At 61.3% G+C, this 18,381-nt stretch carries 13 protein-coding genes; 6 read left to right on the top strand and 7 right to left on the bottom strand.

Annotation, left to right across the window (positions count from 1 at the left end; all coding sequences use genetic code 11):
* The first annotated feature begins 143 nt into the window (after positions 1-143).
* The 6 genes from AC25Y4_RS08315 (at position 144) to AC25Y4_RS08290 (ending at position 7,682) form a co-directional block, all read left to right on the top strand.
* Positions 144-1,496 (top strand): glycosyltransferase family 4 protein, encoded by a 1,353-nt coding sequence (locus AC25Y4_RS08315; RefSeq protein ID WP_488119922.1) that lies wholly within the window; start codon positions 144-146, stop codon positions 1,494-1,496.
* A gap of 142 nt (positions 1,497-1,638) precedes the next feature.
* Positions 1,639-3,642, top strand: a complete 2,004-nt coding sequence (locus AC25Y4_RS08310; RefSeq protein ID WP_488119921.1) for a glycosyltransferase — start codon at positions 1,639-1,641, stop codon at positions 3,640-3,642.
* An 86-nt stretch (positions 3,643-3,728) separates the two neighbouring features.
* A complete protein-coding gene (locus tag AC25Y4_RS08305; RefSeq protein ID WP_488119920.1) occupies positions 3,729-4,631 on the top strand; it encodes an ABC transporter permease in 903 nt (300 codons plus the stop codon).
* A 15-nt stretch (positions 4,632-4,646) separates the two neighbouring features.
* Positions 4,647-5,900, top strand: coding sequence for an ABC transporter ATP-binding protein (locus tag AC25Y4_RS08300; RefSeq protein WP_488119919.1), 1,254 nt, complete (start codon positions 4,647-4,649; stop codon positions 5,898-5,900).
* A gap of 34 nt (positions 5,901-5,934) precedes the next feature.
* Positions 5,935-6,780, top strand: coding sequence for a glycosyltransferase family 2 protein (locus AC25Y4_RS08295; RefSeq protein WP_488119918.1), 846 nt, complete (start codon positions 5,935-5,937; stop codon positions 6,778-6,780).
* Positions 6,777-7,682, top strand: coding sequence for a hypothetical protein (locus tag AC25Y4_RS08290; protein WP_488119917.1), 906 nt, complete (start codon positions 6,777-6,779; stop codon positions 7,680-7,682). Before AC25Y4_RS08295 ends, AC25Y4_RS08290 begins: the two co-directional genes overlap by 4 nt.
* Positions 7,683-7,749: 67 nt before the next feature.
* Here the strand turns inward: AC25Y4_RS08290 and AC25Y4_RS08285 are convergent, their stop codons facing one another.
* The 7 genes from AC25Y4_RS08285 to AC25Y4_RS08255 form a co-directional block, all read right to left on the bottom strand.
* On the bottom strand, positions 7,750-9,708 hold the full coding sequence (locus tag AC25Y4_RS08285; protein ID WP_488119916.1) for a cell wall-binding repeat-containing protein: 1,959 nt from the start codon (positions 9,706-9,708) through the stop codon (positions 7,750-7,752).
* An 81-nt stretch (positions 9,709-9,789) separates the two neighbouring features.
* The gene (locus AC25Y4_RS08280) at positions 9,790-11,349 is read right to left on the bottom strand and encodes a DUF2142 domain-containing protein (protein WP_488119915.1); all 1,560 of its coding nucleotides are present in this window, start codon (positions 11,347-11,349) and stop codon (positions 9,790-9,792) included.
* A gap of 135 nt (positions 11,350-11,484) precedes the next feature.
* A complete protein-coding gene (gene rfbA, locus AC25Y4_RS08275; protein ID WP_488119914.1) occupies positions 11,485-12,348 on the bottom strand; it encodes a glucose-1-phosphate thymidylyltransferase RfbA in 864 nt (287 codons plus the stop codon).
* A 2-nt stretch (positions 12,349-12,350) separates the two neighbouring features.
* Positions 12,351-12,959 carry a dTDP-4-dehydrorhamnose 3,5-epimerase family protein gene (locus tag AC25Y4_RS08270; protein ID WP_488119913.1) on the bottom strand — a complete coding sequence of 203 codons (609 nt, stop codon included), beginning with the start codon at positions 12,957-12,959 and terminating at the stop codon, positions 12,351-12,353.
* A gap of 77 nt (positions 12,960-13,036) precedes the next feature.
* On the bottom strand, positions 13,037-14,032 hold the full coding sequence (locus AC25Y4_RS08265) for an acyltransferase family protein (protein ID WP_488119912.1): 996 nt from the start codon (positions 14,030-14,032) through the stop codon (positions 13,037-13,039).
* 91 nt (positions 14,033-14,123) lie between these two features.
* A complete protein-coding gene (locus AC25Y4_RS08260) occupies positions 14,124-16,214 on the bottom strand; it encodes an acyltransferase family protein (RefSeq protein ID WP_488119911.1) in 2,091 nt (696 codons plus the stop codon).
* A gap of 54 nt (positions 16,215-16,268) precedes the next feature.
* Positions 16,269-18,206 (bottom strand): cell wall-binding repeat-containing protein, encoded by a 1,938-nt coding sequence (locus tag AC25Y4_RS08255; RefSeq protein WP_488119910.1) that lies wholly within the window; start codon positions 18,204-18,206, stop codon positions 16,269-16,271.
* Positions 18,207-18,381 lie beyond the last annotated feature (175 nt).

Raw genomic sequence — 18,381 nt, 5'->3', positions numbered from 1 at the left:
CTGCGCGCAAGTGCTTGACTTCTGCGTTCAGGAGGTAGCAAGAAACCCGTGTTAGTCTCCTGAATTGCCTTGCCGACCGACTCGATCCCCGTTTAAGCGGCCCGGCCACACACCGCTCATCACGTGTAGAACGAGGTATCCCGTTGCAACGCAAAGTCCTTATCATCACCCCGGACTCGATCGGGGTCAAGATGGCCGGTCCTGCGATCCGCGCATTTGAGATGGCGAAAGTCCTCTCCGCCTCCAACGCGGAAGTCCGCCTCGTGTCGAGCGTTCATGCTGAGTTGTCGCATGATGCGTTCTCCATTGAATTTGCACCAGAATCCTTGATGCGCGTCTACGCCGACTGGGCAGACGTCATTGTTTTCCAGGGGCATGTACTCGCCAGCTTCCCGTGGCTGCTTGACCCGCGCTACGTGCTGGTCGCCGACATCTATGACCCGATGCACCTCGAAGTTCTCGAGCAGGGCAAGGATCTCAGCCCCACTGACCGCTACGCTCTCTCACTACAGACCGCCGAAGTGCTGAACGTGCAGATTGAACGCGCTGACTTCATGCTGTGCGCTTCTGAGAAGCAGCGCGACTTCTGGCTCGGCCAGCTGGCCGGGCTGTATCGCATCAACCCGTCGACATATGACACCGACGAGAGCCTCCGCTCCCTGCTGGATGTTGCGCCGTTCGGTATCGAAGACAACGCACCCGTGCAGACCAGGCACGGCATCAAGGGTGTCGTACCCGGTATCTCTGAGACCGACACTGTGGTGCTCTGGGGCGGCGGAATCTACAACTGGTTCGATCCGCTGACGCTCATCAGGGCCATTCACGCCCTGTCGCAGCGGCACCCCGACCTTCGCCTCTTCTTCCTGGGCGTGAAGCACCCGAACCCCAGCGTTCCGGAGATGGCTGTCTCGCTGCGCACCCGCGAGCTCGCCGAAGAACTGGGCTTGCTGAACACCGTTGTGTTCTTCAACGAAGGCTGGGTGCCATACGAGGAGCGCTCCAACTTCTTGCTTGACGCCGATCTCGGGGTCAGCACGCACTTCGACCACCTGGAAACCGCGTTCAGCTTCCGCACGCGCATCCTCGACTACTTGTGGGCATCGCTGCCGATTGTGAGCACCGACGGCGACACGTTTGCGAGCATCATCAGGGAGCACGATCTCGGCCGCATCGTCCCGCCTGAGGACGTCCCGGCACTCGAAGCCGCCCTCGAAGACGTGTTGTACAAGGACGGCGAGAAGGAGCGAATCACGGCGAACGTCGAGCGCTTCGCATCAACGATGAAGTGGTCAACTGTGCTCGCACCGCTGGTGGCCTTCTGCACCAACCCGCGCCCTGCGGCCGACAACGTCCGTACCGTGATGACCCCGCGAAACGTGCTGCTGCACGAATTGCAGCTGCGCGTTGACGGTCTGGAGCAAAGCACCTCGTGGAAGATCACCCGTCCGCTCCGCTGGGTCACGTCGGCCATTCGATCTCGTACGCTTCGTCGCTGAATCGCGATGCCCTCTGTTATCGGTAGTCTGATGCCAGCTGTCACGGGGCAGTCGGGGCGGACACGCCGAGACAGGGAGATCAATGACGATCGCACGTCGCTCAACCGCGCGCAGGATTCGCACCCACATGAGGCGTTACACCATGATTAATTCCTACCTCCTCCCTCTCGACCGCTACCGGCAGATCACGGCCATTGAGCGCTCGCCACTCGTTGACCAGGAGTTCTACGAGGTACAGGCGGAAACGACGTTCCGCACCCGTCGTGACGCCGTCATCCACTTCTTCGACACCGGCCTGGCGGCCGGGTTGTCCCTGACGCCGCTGTTCCAGGATGAGTGGTACCGCTTCCACACGTCCCGCGATGAGGAGCCCAGCTTCCTCTCCTTCTTCTTCGGCGCGGAACATCTCAACACCACCTCGCCATTCTTCGACGCCCGCGTGTTCGCCACCCAGTGCGACAACGCAGGACGGCCGGTTCCCGGAAATGTGCGGGAGGCGATGGAGCAGTTCATCACGACCGCCTCGGATTCCACGGTATTGCCGACGCCGCACTGGGCCGTCGGCACGCCCACCTGGGGAGAAGCCAGGGCTTTGGCGCTGACCTCAGCGAAGCTCATCAACAAGCGCTCACACTACGTACGCCCGAGGCTCACCTCTGAGTGGACACCAGACCCCTCCCTGCCGACATCGGTTGCGCCAGCGCAGTCCGAGCTCGTGGTCTCTGCGATCATGCCCGTGCGCAACCGTGCCGGCATCATCGCGGATGCCATCCGCTCTGTGATCGGGCAGACGCACGCCGCGTGGGAACTCATCATTGTCGATGACGGGTCCACCGACGACACGGCCGATGTCGTCAGAAAGTTTGCGGCTGAAGACTCGCGCATCCGGCTGGTCGAACAGTCGCAGAGCGGCGTCTGCGCTGCACGTAACAACGGATTGGATCGCGCCGCCGGCGAATACGTCGCCTTCATCGACTCCGACAATGCCTGGCTGCCCGACTTCATCGAGGTGAGCCTGCCCGCGTTCGCCGACCCCGGTGTCGTCGCAACCCACGCTGCCGTCGAACTCACAGACGAGCGCGGAGAGCACTCGTTCCTCGCCATGAGCGGCGACCGCGACGATCTGGTCAACGGCGGCAACTTCATCGACCTCAACACCCTCATCGCACGCCGCTCCGCGGCCATCGAGATCGGCGGGTTCGACAACGACCTGCGACGCTGGGTGGACTACGACCTGGTCATCCGTCTCAGCGCGCTCGGTCGGATGCAGTTCGTACCGGCGATCGGGGTCGCTTACAGCCACCGCGGCGACATCAAACGCATCAGCACCACAGAGCCCAACGGCTGGGAACAGGTTGTTCTCACGAAATACCTGCTCGACTGGCCGGCCATCAAACGCGGTGCAGCAGAGCGGAACGCTGGCCTCGTTTCGATCGTGATGCTGACATATGCCGATTGGCGCATGACAGTGGATGCCGTGCGATCCATCATCGAGAATTCTGGCGATATCGACTTCGAACTCGTCGTGCTCGACAATGGCTCGCCCCGGTCCGTGCGCGAAATCCTGACGGCCAGTCTCACCGGTAATCCTCGTGTACGCCTGGTTTCCGTTCCCCGCAACACGAATTTCGCGCTCGGTTCAAACCTTGCCTTCGCCGAGACGACGGGTGGCCTCGTGGTGTTCATCAACGACGACGTCGTCGTCGAACCAGGCTGGCTGGCACCACTCGTCGCGGCCATGAACGACGATGAGACGCTCAACGGTGCGCAGGCGGTCATCCGCTCACCTGCAGGACAGATCGAAAGTGCCGGCCTTGTTGTTGATCCAGGCACGGGTCTCCCCCGCGACCTCGAAGAGCTCCCCGCTGACGAGGTAGCTCCGCTGGCGGTCTCCGGGGTTGCCTGCATCTACCGAGCAGCCGAGTTCGCAGCGGTACGGGGTTTCGATCCGCTGTACTCGAACGGCTTCGAGGATGCCGACCTCGCGCTGCGTCTGGACGCGGCATCGGCACGCACGCCGCGCTTCGCCGTCGTACCCGACTCACGGGTCACCCACTTCAGCGTCTTCAGCCCCGGCCGATTCGCACAGGAATTCAACAACGAGCGGGTCTTCCGCGCCCGCTGGGACAGCGTTCTTCAGGGGTGAGTGTGCGCCACAGCGCAGTCAGGGTCTTCGGAGAGTGCCGCACTATAATCGTGACAGTCCATTGCCCCGAAATGAAATGAACCCGAATGTCAGCTCAGGACCGCTACACCGCTCTCGCCCAGCAGGAGTTGGTGACGGTGGGCTCCGGTGCCGGCTCAGGCAAAGGAATCATCGCCTCGATTCGTGAAATTTCGAAGCAGCGCGAGATGCTGTCGCTGCTCATCAGGCGCGACCTGAAGTCACGCTACAAAGACAGCGCACTCGGCTTCCTCTGGACGCTGGTGCGACCCATCACGCAGCTGGTCATTTACTACGTGGTGATCGGCCACTTCCTGCAGGCAGCGAAGGGGATCCCCGACTTCGCGATCTATGTCTTCACCGGCCTCACCGCGTTCGGTCTCTTCAGCGAGATCATTGCGAGTTCGACCTCGTCGATCGTAGGCAACGCCGGCTTGATCAAGAAGGTCTACCTTCCGCGTGAGATCTTCCCGCTCGCCAGCGTGGGCTCCGCAGTCTTCAACTTCGTGATCCAGCTCGGCATTCTCCTCGTTGCCACGATCCTCCTTGGCGCTTTCCCGATCTCACCCGAGCTCGTCTACTTCATCCCGTCCCTGGCCGTCCTGCTGGTGTTTGCCACCGCATTTGGCATCCTGTTGTCGGCGGTCAACGTCTACCTCAGGGACATCCAGTACCTGGTCGAGGTCGCGCTGCTCCTCATGATGTGGGCTTCCCCCATCGTGTATGCGTGGGGAATGGTCAAGAACGCCCTCGGCCCTGGTCTGCTCCTTGAGATCTACACCAACAACCCGGTGACCCTGGCCGTGCTCGGCTTCCAACGGACATTCTGGGTTGCTGGCCACGATGTTGTGCCATACCCCGACTTCCTGATGCTCAGGCTCGGCATTGCATTCGTCATCGGCGTGATCCTGATCGCCGTCTTCCATCGAGTCTTCGCACGGTTGCAGGGCAACTTCGCGCAGGTCCTGTAGCAGGAAGGCGAGTCAATGACGCAGGTATACGAAACGGAATCCAAGCCCATGAGTGAAGCCCCCGACATCATCACGATTGACGATGTGTCCAAGCGCTTCGTGCTGCGCAAGGACAACTCGCTCAAGGAACGCCTCACCGGCTTCGGTCGAGGCAAGAAGCACAAAGAAGAGTTCTGGGCCCTCAAGGGCGTCAACATCACCATCCAGGCCGGCCACACCGTTGCCCTCATCGGCCACAACGGATCTGGGAAGAGCACGCTGCTGAAGGTCATCGGCGGCATCATCGACCCGAGCAGTGGCCGAGTCGCGCGGCGCGGTCGTATTGCCGCCCTCCTCGAGCTCGGCGCTGGCTTCCACCCTGACCTGACCGGGCGCGAGAATGTGTTCCTGAACGCGTCGATCATGGGTCTCAGCCGGGCCGAAGTCGAGTCGCGTTTTGATGACATCCTCGATTTCTCTGAAATCGGCGAGTTCATCGACACCCAGGTGAAGTACTACTCGTCTGGCATGTACGTGCGCCTCGCATTCGCGGTCGCCGTGCACACCGACCCTGACCTCCTGCTCGTCGACGAAGTTCTCGCCGTTGGTGACGAGGCATTCCAGCGCAAGTGCCTCGACAAGATCCGCTCCTTCCAGGAGGAGGGGCGCACGATCATCCTGGTCACGCACTCGCTCAGCCAGGTGCCCGAAATGTGTGACAGGGCCATCCTGCTCAACAAGGGCGAAGTCGTTTTCGACGGCGAACCGCACGAGGCTGTCGCCGAATTCCGTGACATTCTCGAAGATCGTCGCGTCGCCCACGTGGCCGCCGTCGCCGATCACACCCCGGAAGCTGCAATGCCCGCTGCCCGTGAGGCCGTCATCCATGACGTGGCGGCATACGCCGACGGTCGCGATCCAGACGCCGACGTGAAGCAGGGTGACGACATCCTGATCACGATGGACATCGAACACTTCACCAGCACGGATGACTGGATGTGCGCCATCCAGATCGACAACACCATGGGCCAGGTTGTGTACGGCACGACCACCAAGCGCCTCGGTATCGCGCTCGGCCATTTCGAGGGCAAGCGTCGCGTGCAGTTCCGCTTGAGCGACACGCACTTCGGCACTGGCAAGTACTTCGTGAACGCATCGATCATGGATTCAACCGGACGACACATCTTCGACCTGCCGCAGGGCTGCTCCTTCGACGTCGCTGACACTCCACTGGCCGTCGGAACGACCTACGCGACACCTGCGTTCGTCGACCTGGGTGCAATGGCCTAACGGTCATTGGCATCGCATGAATCGAAAAGGCAAGATGTCTCCGTCTGTACTCGTCGTCACCGTGACCTACAACACGGGACAGACGTTGGTTCCCTTCCTCGAGTCGTTGTCGACCGCCAGCGTCAACCCGCTCACCGTGGTGATCGTTGACAACGCCTCGGCCGACCTGACGCTGGAGCGCTCTGTCGCGGAGGCTCACGGTGCGATTCTGCTTGAGCTCACGGAGAACCGCGGCTACGGCGGGGGCGTCACCGCCGGTGTCGACGCCTATGGGGCATCCGCCGACTACATTCTCGTCACCAACCCCGACGTCAGCTTCTCCCCCGGCTCGATTGACGTGCTGGTCTCGGCAGCTGAAGCGACTCTCGATGCCGGTGCCATCGGGCCTCGAATCCTCGACGCAGATGGGACCGTGTACCCGTCGGCCCGTAATCTGCCGTCGCTTCGAACCGGAATCGGCCATGCCCTGTTCGGACGCGTCTGGCCGAGCAACCCGTGGTCGACCAGCTACCGCGCGGAGCGCGACTACGACAACCAGGCCCGCGACGCCGGCTGGCTCTCCGGAGCATGCCTCCTCGTGCGAAAGAGCGCGTATGAAGCGATTGACGGCTTCGACCCGAAGTACTTCATGTACTTCGAGGACGTCGACCTGGGCGCACGGCTCGGCAAGTCCGGCTGGCGCAACGTCTACCTTCCCGCGTCTACGGTGACCCACACGGGCGCCCACTCGACGTCGCGGAGCGCGAAGCGCATGGAGCAGGCGCACCACAGCAGCGCATACCTGTACCTGGCGAACAAGTACTCTGCCTGGTACCTGGCACCACTCCGCGCAGTTCTGCGGGTTGGTTTGGCTGCGCGAAGCTGGTGGGTCACGCGTTGAGCGGGCTCTATCGCTATGCTCGCTCATTCGGTGGACGCGCACTGCGGTCGCTGCGCCGTCGGGCCGGCGTGGCCAAGCGGCGCACAGCGGCATCCGCTCGCCGCCTCGGCGAGAGTGCTGGCACCGCAAAAGACACACTCGCCTGGAACACCGCGAACTTCAGAGGCCGCACTGGCCTGTTCAGAGTCGAGACGCTGCTCGGGACGCCCAACCGCGACGCGATTCCCGTCATCCTGTGCCTGTGGAATCGGGCCGCGCGTATTGACGACATTCTCGCCCAGCTTGATGCGCAGTCAACCGACCAGCGCGTGCGCGTGCTGCTGTGGAACAACAATGCAGCGGATGACGCGTATTACCGGGAACGCATCGCCGCCTTCTCGCCTTCCGGCGCTCTCGACAGCGTCGAGTACGTGCTGAGCCCGCGCAATGTGGGCGGTATGGGCCGGTTCTACCTGGCTCGCCGGCTCCTGACGTCTGGGGTGCACGGACATTTCATCACCCTCGACGACGACCAGGACATCACCCCATCGTTCGTCGACACGCTCAGGCGCTATGCCGCTCCGCATGAGTTCGCCGGGTTCTGGGCCTGGAATTACATCGACTCGCACTGGAATCGCAATCCGACGGCGCCAGGCGAGCTAGCTGACTACGCAGGAACGGGCGGCGCGATCTGCGATATCGAGATCGTGCGGTCGTCGCGCTTCTTCACCGAGCTCCCTCGGCGCTACGCGTTCCTGGAAGACCAGTGGCTCTGCGGCTATGCCAGGTCACTGGGGTGGCGAGTACGGAAGGCCGATGTCGACATCACCTTCGTGCTCCACGAGACCAACCAGTTCCCCCAGCTCGCCGATCTGAAGAACGAGTTTCGCGAGTACCTGATCGCTCACAACGGCGGCCGCTGATTGACAGCACCCGAGGGGAGGCCACATGCGGCCTCAGCTTCGGCTGCCGGCCGCGATCTGCCTGCACCTAGCAGGCGGCCAGGACAGCGACCGCATCAGTGAGCGATGCCGGGCCACCCAACATGATCAGGCTGCCGATCTTCTTGTTCAAGACGTCTGCCCTGATTTCCGCAGAGACACAACCGGGGTTCGTCACATAGAGCGGGCTGCCAACCGAACCGGCCGCAGCTGCACCAGCCACGGCGTCCGGGAAGGCAAGGCCCGACGCGAGGTACATGGTCGAAGCCGTCGGGAAGGCATCCCGATTGATTGCGACGCTGGTCTGGAATCGATTTTCGCCCCAGAGTCGCTTCGTAACAATTCCGCGGCCTTGAACACTCGCCTCCTGGCTAGCGGAAATAGAAACTGTTCCGCCAGCGAGCTTGACCGAGGTCATTTTCCCGAGCGCAGAAGCTGTCGCAGCATCGATCGTCTGGCTCCCGTCAAGCAGCAAGACTGGAATATCTTGCGCACCGGCCGCGACGCTAGCTGATAACGCGTCGGGGAAGTTGAGCCCTGATGCCAAGTACGCGTTGGTTGCGTTGGGGAATACCGCCACCGCGATCTTCCTGGAGGTATCGAAACGGTCAGAGCCTGCGATACGCGTAAGGTTCGGTTGAATGCGTGCCAGCGATGCGATCACAGAGTCACCGATGACCTGAGGACCGCCAATAACGACAATCCGCTGCGCCTTGAGCCTATTCAGCTCTGTAATCGTCTCAATCGGAGCGGACCCCGCAGTCACCATCAGAATTGGTCCGCCCTGCGAGGCCGCTGCTGGAGCAGCACTCAGCGAATCCGGGAAATTCTCTCCGGACGTGATGTAGACAACCGGGACACCGGATGACGGGTACGTCGCCTTCGAGATTGCGGCAGCGGTCGAATACCGTGTGTCACCGGACAGACGAGAAACGGTGGGTGAATTTGCTGTGGTTGGATTCCCGAACCAGTCGTTGTACATCTGAAAGAAATTGCGGTTGCCGAACGACGAACATCCGTCATTCTGGCTGCCATACATGTTGGACAGTGCCACGGCATTCGGCTGGTACGGCGTGTAATTATAGAGCGCATGGGTGGCATCGTTTTGAATAAAGACGTTAGACGTGCCACACGAAGCGTTGGGATGAAACTGCACTGGCGACGTCTGGCCTGTTGGATACTTCTTGAACATTGACGCCTCTGGATTGCTATACCAGGTGAGCTGCCGAGCGGCCGCGTAAACCTGATTGAAGAACCCATAGAAATTCGCATCGCAATCACTCGTGTCCGGGCATCCATAACCCATCGCCTTTCGAAGGATTGCCTCTGACGGTGAGGTCCGAGAAACAAGCGTCTGTTCCTTCTGGAGCGTGACCAGAATTACCTTTGCACTGATCCCGCAGGCGCGCTGCACCTTAAAGATGATCCGAGCCGCGGACTCGTTTGCTTCACCCTGATAGGTGGCGCACGTACCAAAGCTCCATGTCCTGGTCGGTGTTGTCACACGATAGTTGTTCAGGCAGCTAGCCCCCGAGCATTTGGCGTTGAGAAAGTTTTGAATCTCACTCTCGGTCATTGCCCACGAGTTGTAGAAGTTGTAGTCGCTGATGATGTTGCCGGGGTTGAACGTCGCGGACGCGGCGGCGGCGAACAGGCGTGCGGAGTTTGGGTCCTCGGCTGGTGGGGGTGACTCCAGAGGAGTGTCCGTCGCGGCGGGTTCGTCAGTCGGTGCAAGAACGGCGCTCTTGGTGGGTTCAGGCGTCCCGGTGGGTTCCGGCGTCGCTGTGGGCTCAGGCGTCGCTGTGGGCTCTGCGGTTGCTGTGGGCGTCGGCGTCTCGGTGGCGACTCCGGTGGGAGTGGGAGTGGCAGTCGGCGTGGCAGTACTCGCGCCCGTGCCGGTTCCTTCTTCGGCCTGCGCTGCACCTATCGGCGTGAATGCGACGCCGGTGGCAACCAGAATGGCGCAAATGCCGACAACCACGGACCGGAGCAGATGAGGGGGGAGCATTTGGCGATCCTATCCTCCTTGTCTACCCCGCGATGGGCGACAAGCCACCCGACCCGAAAATAGCTCAGCAGATAGCTGACCTCACTCCACGAGGGTGGGCAACTCGCTCGCACTCGATCGTTTGCGCTGATCCATGCTTCCCCGCCAGAGGAGAAAAATTGCCCATGCCCAACCGATGCACGTCACTGCCGTAAGACCAATCCAAGTCAACGGAGGTTGCCAAAGCGGCGAACGTAGCATCGCGTCCCAGTCGGTGTTGCCAATCACGTAACGCCGCAGCACAAAAACAAAGGTTGCAATTTGGGCCAGCGCGAGTACGACTACGCCGGACAACGCTACTCTCCGCCCATGCGCCCCACCGCGGTTCGGGAAGGATTCATCAAGCGCGATCCCAGCCATGATGAGACAGCAGGTGTAGAGGGCGAGTGCATAGCGCCCTTGCCACATCCAGCCAATTTCGTTGTAGTAGGACGTTTGAATGGCAGGCGGGACCACAACCGCCGCAACAATCATGAAGAGTAGAGCCAACCGAGTGCGGCCCTTCGTCAGTACGACGCCGCAGAACAATACAGCAAGGATAGTCGCGTGCCAAATCGTCTGGACCCCTGCGGGGGCTGCGTAGTCAATCCATCCGAATTGCCCAATCCAACCTGACCAGTAGTCAAACGTGTTCTCAAACATGGAGATTGCAATGATTCGTAGCCCGGGTGGCCTGGGAACGATGTCGCCAGCGTGTTGATTGGTCACGGAGCCCGAGTACGCGGTCCAGGCGATCACGGTGACGGCGGCCGCGGCCATCCCCCCGAGCGTGAACCACACCGCAGGGCGTTTGACGACCGCAACGATTGTGGCCCATTTAGATACCAAAAGCGCGGTGACTGCTATGAGTGCAAGCCAGAGAATTCCGATTACTCTCCCTCCCGTGAGGAGAAAAGAGCTCGCAACAGCAGCTGCCCCGAAGGCCCAGAGAGAAGCAGTCGATAGTCGTTCTCGGAGGAATAGCGTGGCGATTGCCAGCACCGCGCCAGCCGCAGCCATCTCAACCGCGTTCGGATTGATCGAGCCGCCCAAGAAGAACGTCATTGGCGTCAACGCAACGATCGCCGCCAATGTCGGCCACCAGGATCGCGACTGGGCGAGTAGGCCGACGAAGGTCGTGGTCATCAATAGCGAAAACAGCAGAGCACTCACTATGCGCATCGCATACAGTGCGGGCGCACCTGTCATGATCAAGCTCGGTAGCCCAACAATTGCGTAGTACACGGGGCTGTTGAACGCTGCGCTCGATTGCGAGACGATGGGCTCGTCGTTGTCAGAAACAGGCTCCTGGCAATCCGCAGTGAGCGTAGGGTTCCCCGCGAAGCACTTCATTCCATACGTCTCTTGGATGAAGGTCGGAACCTCAACCTCCGGATAGTTGTCTTCGTCATCCGCCCTGACGGTACCAATCACCTCGCCCCTGGCTACCGCAGCTGCACGAACCACATGCGCAGGTTCATCCGGCACTGCCATCAACGGCGTCGCAAAAGCCCAGGCTGTTGTCAGGACCATCAACACCCCAAATATCGACGCGATCAGTCGCAGCGAGATGGGGAAGGTGGCGCCGTCGGACAACTTGCGAGCAGCAGATGGCAAAGGCATATAACTAATCTTTTCGCTTCTTTTCGTGGAAAGTGGTGCGCATGCAGATGCACCACTCGGGCAAAGGGCCCACGGCCAGCCCGCTCGCCACCACGGTACATAACTGCGGCGGTGAACGGGCTGAGGGCTACCTTGCTACTGTGCCAAGAGTTCCTTGAGGTACCTGCCGTAGCCACTCTTCTGCAGAGGGTCGGCAAGGACGGCGAGCTGAGCGTCGTCGATCCAGCCGGCACGCCAGGCGATCTCTTCGATGCAGCCGACCTTGAAGCCCTGGCGGTCTTCGATCACGCGCACGTACTCGGAGGCCTGCATCATCGATTCAAATGTGCCCGTGTCAAGCCAGGCCGTTCCGCGGTCGAGCACCTGCACGTGCAAGTTGCCCTGCTCGAGATAGCGCTCGTTAATGGTGCTGATCTCCAGCTCGCCGCGGGCACTCGGTTCGATGGTCTTGGCGATCGCGACAACGGAATTGTCGTAGAAGTACAAGCCGGGGACGGCGTAGTTGCTCTTGGGTTTGGTCGGCTTCTCTTCGATCGACAGGGCCGTCATCGACTCGTCGAACTCGACAACGCCATACGACGTCGGGTTGCTGACGTGGTACGCGAAAATACGCGCGCCCTGTAGTTCGTGGTTTCCGCGCAGTGAGGTGCCGAGGCCGGCGCCGTGGAAGATGTTGTCGCCGAGCACCAAGGCAACGCTCTCGTCGCCAATGAACTCCTCGCCGATGATGAAGGCCTGCGCCAGCCCGTCTGGCGAGGGCTGCACGGCGTACTCAATGCGAATGCCGAGCGTTGACCCATCGCCGAGCAGAGCACGGAACTGGTCGTTGTACTCCGGCGTCGTGATGATGAGGACCTCGTTGATGCCGGCCATCATCAGCGTCGACAAGGGGTAATAGATCATCGGCTTGTCGTAGATCGGCATCAGCTGCTTGGAGATGCCCTTGGTGATTGGCCAGAGCCGGGTACCGGAACCGCCGGCGAGAATAATTCCGCGCATTGTTACTTTCCCTCATTCAGGGTCTGGTAGAACGCCTTGACGGCATCCCACGTCGGGAGCAGACCGGAAGCCGCAGCCTCGGCCAGGCCGGGAGCATCCGTGTCCTTCGGCGAGAGCAACGGCTCCCCCGCTTCCTTCGGGAAGACGAGACCCACCTGCTCATCGAGCGGATTGATGCCGTGTTCGCGTGTCGGGTTGAAGACATCCGTCACGAGGTAGCTGACGGTGGCGTCGTCGGTCAGGGACACGAAGCAGTGCCCAAGACCTTCGGCAATGTAGATGGCGCGGCGGTCGGTGTCGTCGAGGAGAACGCTGTCCCACTGTCCGAATGTCGGCGAGCCGACCCGAATGTCGATGACATAGTCAAGCACGGCGCCATGAGTTGCGGTCACGTACTTCGCCTGTCCGACGGGCACATCGGCGAAGTGGATGCCGCGTACGACACCACGCTTGGAGACCGATGTGTTGGCCTGCCGCAAGTTGATTGAGTGCCCGATGGTCTCTTCGAGCTTGTCGAAGCGGTACCACTCGAGGAAGACTCCTCGGTCGTCACCAAACTGCTTCGGCGTGATTTCGTAGGAATCTGGGATGGAGAGTTCACGGATCTGCACCGTCGAAGTGTATCAATCACGATTGAGTCAGAAGTCAACGCCGCCCAGCCGGAGGTAACAGCGCCACGAGCGTCAGCCTAGGGACGCACCATGTCCGGCGTTGGCGTGACCGCTTGCGCGTGCCGCGTTGCGGTTGGGGCGCCTATAAAGAACCGGGAGAGCCATGTTCGCGAAAGCACGAGCGCGATGCACCACGGGACGAGTACAGCAGTCACGAGGATCCATTTCGGTTGCACCTCATGGGTCCGCAGCACCCAGATCACCAGGGGGTGTGACAGCACTACTGCTATGCCAACGAGCGCACAGGACACTGTGGCCTTGCCCATCAACCCGACCAGCCTGATCCGACGAGCTAGCAGTATCAGTCCCGCGCTCACAGAAACAGCAACAAGCACCCCGAGCACTGGCACCCCCAACTGGCCGGCCTTCAGATCGATGGACGGCCCTGGGAGGATGCCGATGAGCACGGCCGACGCGCCGAGCACTGCCCAGCCGACGAGCGTTGGGCGAGTGATATGAGTCTCGAGAACCCGGAGGGCCCGTCCTGCGAGCACAAATACCAAGCATGGTAGCGCGAGACCGATGCCCAGCGGCAAAGCCGAAAGGACCGACCCTTCGGACCCTGCGAGGACCAATCCGGCGATGGCAATTGCCCATTGCACGAGCACAGGAAGCCGCTCGGCCAGACGATAGAGAATGCAGGTGAAGAACAGCACGGACACGAACCAGAACGTTCCAAACGGCCCCATCGCCGCAGCACCACCCCGCAGCGCGCCGCGAATCGGCCCCAGATCGAGCGCCCCCGTGAGAGAGGTGATACTCGCGAAGATGAGACCGATGACCACTAGCCAGGAAACATACGGTATGGCGAGAGTGTTTACTCTGGAACGCAATTCCTTCAACAGGCTGCGCTTGGGAGTCCACAAATAACCGGTCAGTACGAAGAAGACTGGAACGTGCCACGGGTAAATCCACTGGTGGGTCAGCGGGCCGGTGTAGACGTGACCAAACACGACGGCCACAATTCCCAGAACCCTGATTGCATCGATTCCGGGGATGCGGTTGCCTGTCATAGTTCTTTACGATATCGCCCTATCTGCCGTCGAACGCGCGCAGTGCCAGGGCGTTGCGACGACGTCTGGTTCCCGAAGCTCTGGTGGCGCCTCAGCCGATGAGGTCTCGAAGCCTGGATCCTAGGTATGGCGCGAGGGTGCCGACATAGGTTGCGGTCAGATGACTTGCGTCTCGGTACACGTTCACATGTCCGATGATGCTGGGACAGGCTGTCGGCGAGCAGTAGAGGTCCGTGAGATCAATTAAGAAGGAACCCGGAGTCGCCGCGACCGCTTCAGCGCTCCCATCGAAGGCGCCGAGTGCGTAGTCCCTGTCGATCGAGCACGCGTCATCTGATGCCAACCCCTGGATTTCGACGCACGACAGCGCCTCAGCTGTCGACCGCGGATTGTCGCGAATGGCAATGACCGGTGTGCCGTTGCCTACGATGGGGGCCCACGCGGCTACCAAACCATCGACGACGGCAGACTCGGGGGTCCCGCCTGGCGTGGCGGCAGGCACGTTGTTGCCTGCTGAATGGGTTGTGATCACGGCGTCAAATGGGCCGTTCTCAGCGAGGTGCTCCGCAAGGTCCGCGCGCCAGGAGGCACACGGGGCAACGTCGAAGTCGGGTACTTGCTGGATTGCTTCCGTCCAGTAGCAACCAGCCTTGCCCGCGACGTCGATCCGCCAATTGTTCTCGTCAGCGATTCGCTCGTATGCCGCAATAAGCGTGTTGTTGTGGGAATCGCCTACAGCGATGAGGTGTTTGGAATACCCGCTGGCTGGTCCAAGCTCGCAGACACTGAGCTTGGGTTCTCCGCCGGTCGCCCAGCAGGCCACGTTGTTGCTGTCGTCATCCTTGGCAATTGCGGGTGCGGGCACAAGAATTCCATCAAGCGACGGGTTGTCGCACGGAGCGCTTTCCTTGTCCATTGACTTGGCACCAAAGCATGGCGGGTCGACATCGACTACGTGGGCTTCGGCGTTGGCAAGCTGCCGCGCTTGCGAGGCCGAAACCACGACCGGCGCCATCGCCATCGCCAGCACGACAAGCATTGCCGCAGAACTCCACATTGCGACTGTCCAAGGGCGTCGCCGTCCAAGAAATCGTGGCGAGTTACGCACGGGGTCTTCAAGGAGGATTGTCGACATCCCCGCTGCGACAAAGCTCACGACAATGATTGCTACCTTGCCAGCACTATCAAGCGGTCGCCCCGCAACGTATGGGAATAGAACGATGAGCGGCCAATGCCACAGATAGACCGAGTACGACACACGTCCGACAAAAGCTATTGGCACTAACCGACCAGCTAGTGACACGACGTTTTCGTGTCCGGCCCAAATCACCAGTGCGGCCCCAGCGACGGGAACGAGCGCGGCGAATCCGGGGAACGCGGTCTCCCCCGTGAACATCAGAGTTGAAATCAGGATCGATGCAACGCCGGTGACGGCAAGCGCCGAACGCGCTTTGTCCCAGGGTCGCGCAACCACGAAAGCCAATATCGCCCCGGCACCAAACTCCCACGCCCGCGTAGCGGTCGAGAAGTAGGCGACGCTTTCATTCGTCCCTGTGAGCCAGATCGAATAGAGAAAAGACGCGCCCGTGACCAACACGATGGTCACCAGGCACGTCGTTCGGGCAGTCCACGTTGCGACGCGACGACCAACAACGGCCGCAAGAATAAGGAGGAGCGGCAGCACGAGATAGAACTGCTCCTCGACGGACAGCGTCCAGTAGTGCTGCACTGGGGACGCGATGTTATTCGCCGCCAGATAGTCAACCGAATTGGCCGCAAGCAACCAGTTCTGCACGTAGAGCGTCGCCGCCCCAATCTCGGTCAGAAACTGCACCCACAGGCTACGAGGAACCCACGCGACGACGGCCACGATGGTGAGAGCGAGGACCAATAGCGACGCAGGGAGAAGTCTCTTTGCACGCTTCGCCCAGAAGCGCCCCAGTCGAATATGCCCTGAGTGCTCTAGCTCTCTCACAAGGTGGGACGTTATGAGAAAGCCGCTGATGACAAAAAAGACGTCAACACCGACGTATCCGCCAGGAAGTCGATTGGGCCAGAGGTGAAAAGCAAGTACCGCTAGAACGGCGATTGCTCTCAATGCCTGGATATCAGTGCGGAGTCCACGCCCACGAGCAGCTCGAGGAACGACGACCGCGTCAGGCTCAGCGGCCGTTTTCGTCATGAAGCCAGTCTAGGTTGTCGCACTCTCGACACATGGAACGTGGCAACCCATGCGCTATTTGACAAAGGAGGCCAGTTTTGCGGCAGTCGCCGTGTCAACCGAAGCCAACCCACCCAGAACCACAATACGTTTGGGCTGCAACCGAGTGATCTCCGCCTGGATCTCGGCCGGGATACCATCCGTCGTCACCAACAAGACCGGCGCGCCAGCCGTGCCAGCTATCGGCGCACCCGACAACGCATCAGGGAAATTCATTCCATTGGCGATGTAGAGCACCGGAACCCCCGGCGCGAACGTCGCAGCAGATATCGCAGCAGACGTGGCAAATCGATTCGCACCCGCCAAACGCACGACCGTCCCCGTCGTAAAGGACTTCAGCTTTGCGGCAGTCGCCGTGTCAACCGAAGCCAACCCACCCAGAACCACAATACGTTTGGGCTGCAACCGAGTGATCTCCGCCTGGATCTCGGCCGGGATACCATCCGTCGTCACCAACAAGACCGGCGCGCCAGCCGTGCCAGCTATCGGCGCACCCGACAACGCATCAGGGAAATTCATTCCATTGGCGATGTAGAGCACCGGAACCCCCGGCGCGAACGTCGCAGCAGATATCGCAGCAGACGTGGCAAATCGATTCGCACCCGCCAAACGCACGACCGTTGGCTTCGGCGTGGACGCCAGCTTGATCGTCACGTTCGCAAGGCCGCTTCCGGCGCTGTTCACGACCACGGTCACGCCACCCGACCTGGTCGAGAGGGTCTCCCCCGCCACCAGATAGAGCTTGCTGCCGGTGCGCGGGGTCCTCTCTGGGCTGTTCAGCACGATCGAGGTCCCATCGGCCCGGGTGGTCAAGAGTCGAACGCCCATGGCCGTGCCCCCGGAGACCAACTTGCCCGATTCGTACAGCGAGCCGGCATCCGTTCCCCCGCCACCGCGGTAGTCGACGTAGTAGACCCGCCCGGTTTGCGGGTCGGTCACGGCAATGTCGCGCAGGCCGGAGCTCAAGCCAACGGATGCCAGGGAGTACGTCTGTGCCCAGGTTGCGCTGCCAGCAGGCAACGACAGCGCGGTCATCTCGCCGTTTGCCACAGCACCCAGGCGAATCTTGTGGGTCACATTGAGGGCGGTCGGGCGGGCATTCGTGTAGACGACACCGCCTGGGCCATTGACCGCCCAGCTCGGTCCCATCACATCGAAGTAGTCGCCATAGGCGGTGTCGACGCATCCGTCGGAGAACGCGCCGGTCGTCGCGTCGATCAGGCCCTCGCTCATCGTGGCGACGGGACACTTATGTGAGTTGGAGTGGTTCAGCCCGAGATTGTGGCCGAATTCATGCGTCACGGTGTCGATGTCGCCGTATCCCTTGATGGATACCCACATGACGCCGCCGTAGTTGGCGCTGGCGGAGCCGCTCGTGTTGATGCCGACGCTGCCAAGCCCTGATGCCGCGCACGCCTTGGGAACGAGAACGAGGAGGTGCTGGGCAGCAGTCGTTGAATACGACCTGGGCGAGCGATTGAACTTGCCCGCGGCTTCGGTCCACGTTGCGGTCTGTTCGCCACACGAGTAGACGCTGGTGTAGCGCTCAATCGCTCCGCTGCCGGCCACGGACAGCACCTGGTTGTTCGACTGCACATTCCAGGACGCGCTGACCTCGGCCAGCATCGCCGTGATTGCGGCATCGGTGATGAACGACACATCTGTACCGGCGTCGCGCGGTGCCACCACGGCCACGTTCACCGTGTGGTTCGACTGCGAATAGGCGGCAAGCGGGATGCCGTCATCCAGGGTCTGGTCCTGGGATCGAAGCCGGTCGGTCGCGCCCGTTCCGTCGTCGACGGCGACCATATCATCGCCCTGCGACCGGGTGGTCGGGACGAGCTGGTCTTCGTCACCCGCGGCAAATGCCGGTCCAGCCTGCAGGAGTCCGAGCACCAGCGCTCCGGTGACGAGGACACTGCCACGGCGCAGGAGCGTATGCACGTTGATCACGATGGCCTCTCGAACGGCAGTTCTGTGGGGTGCGGCGACGCCTCACCTGGTCTTGCCGTGGTGCCAAACTATCGGCACGAACCGTCGTGGGGGCAGCAACCACCGTCTTTTTACGCAAAATGCACGATCAGCGGCCCCTCAGCACCCGCCCGGTAGACTGACGACGCCTCTTTTA

The sequence above is a fragment of the Leifsonia sp. Y878 genome, from assembly GCF_057669685.1.
This window is presented reverse-complemented; position numbering and strand designations above follow the sequence as displayed.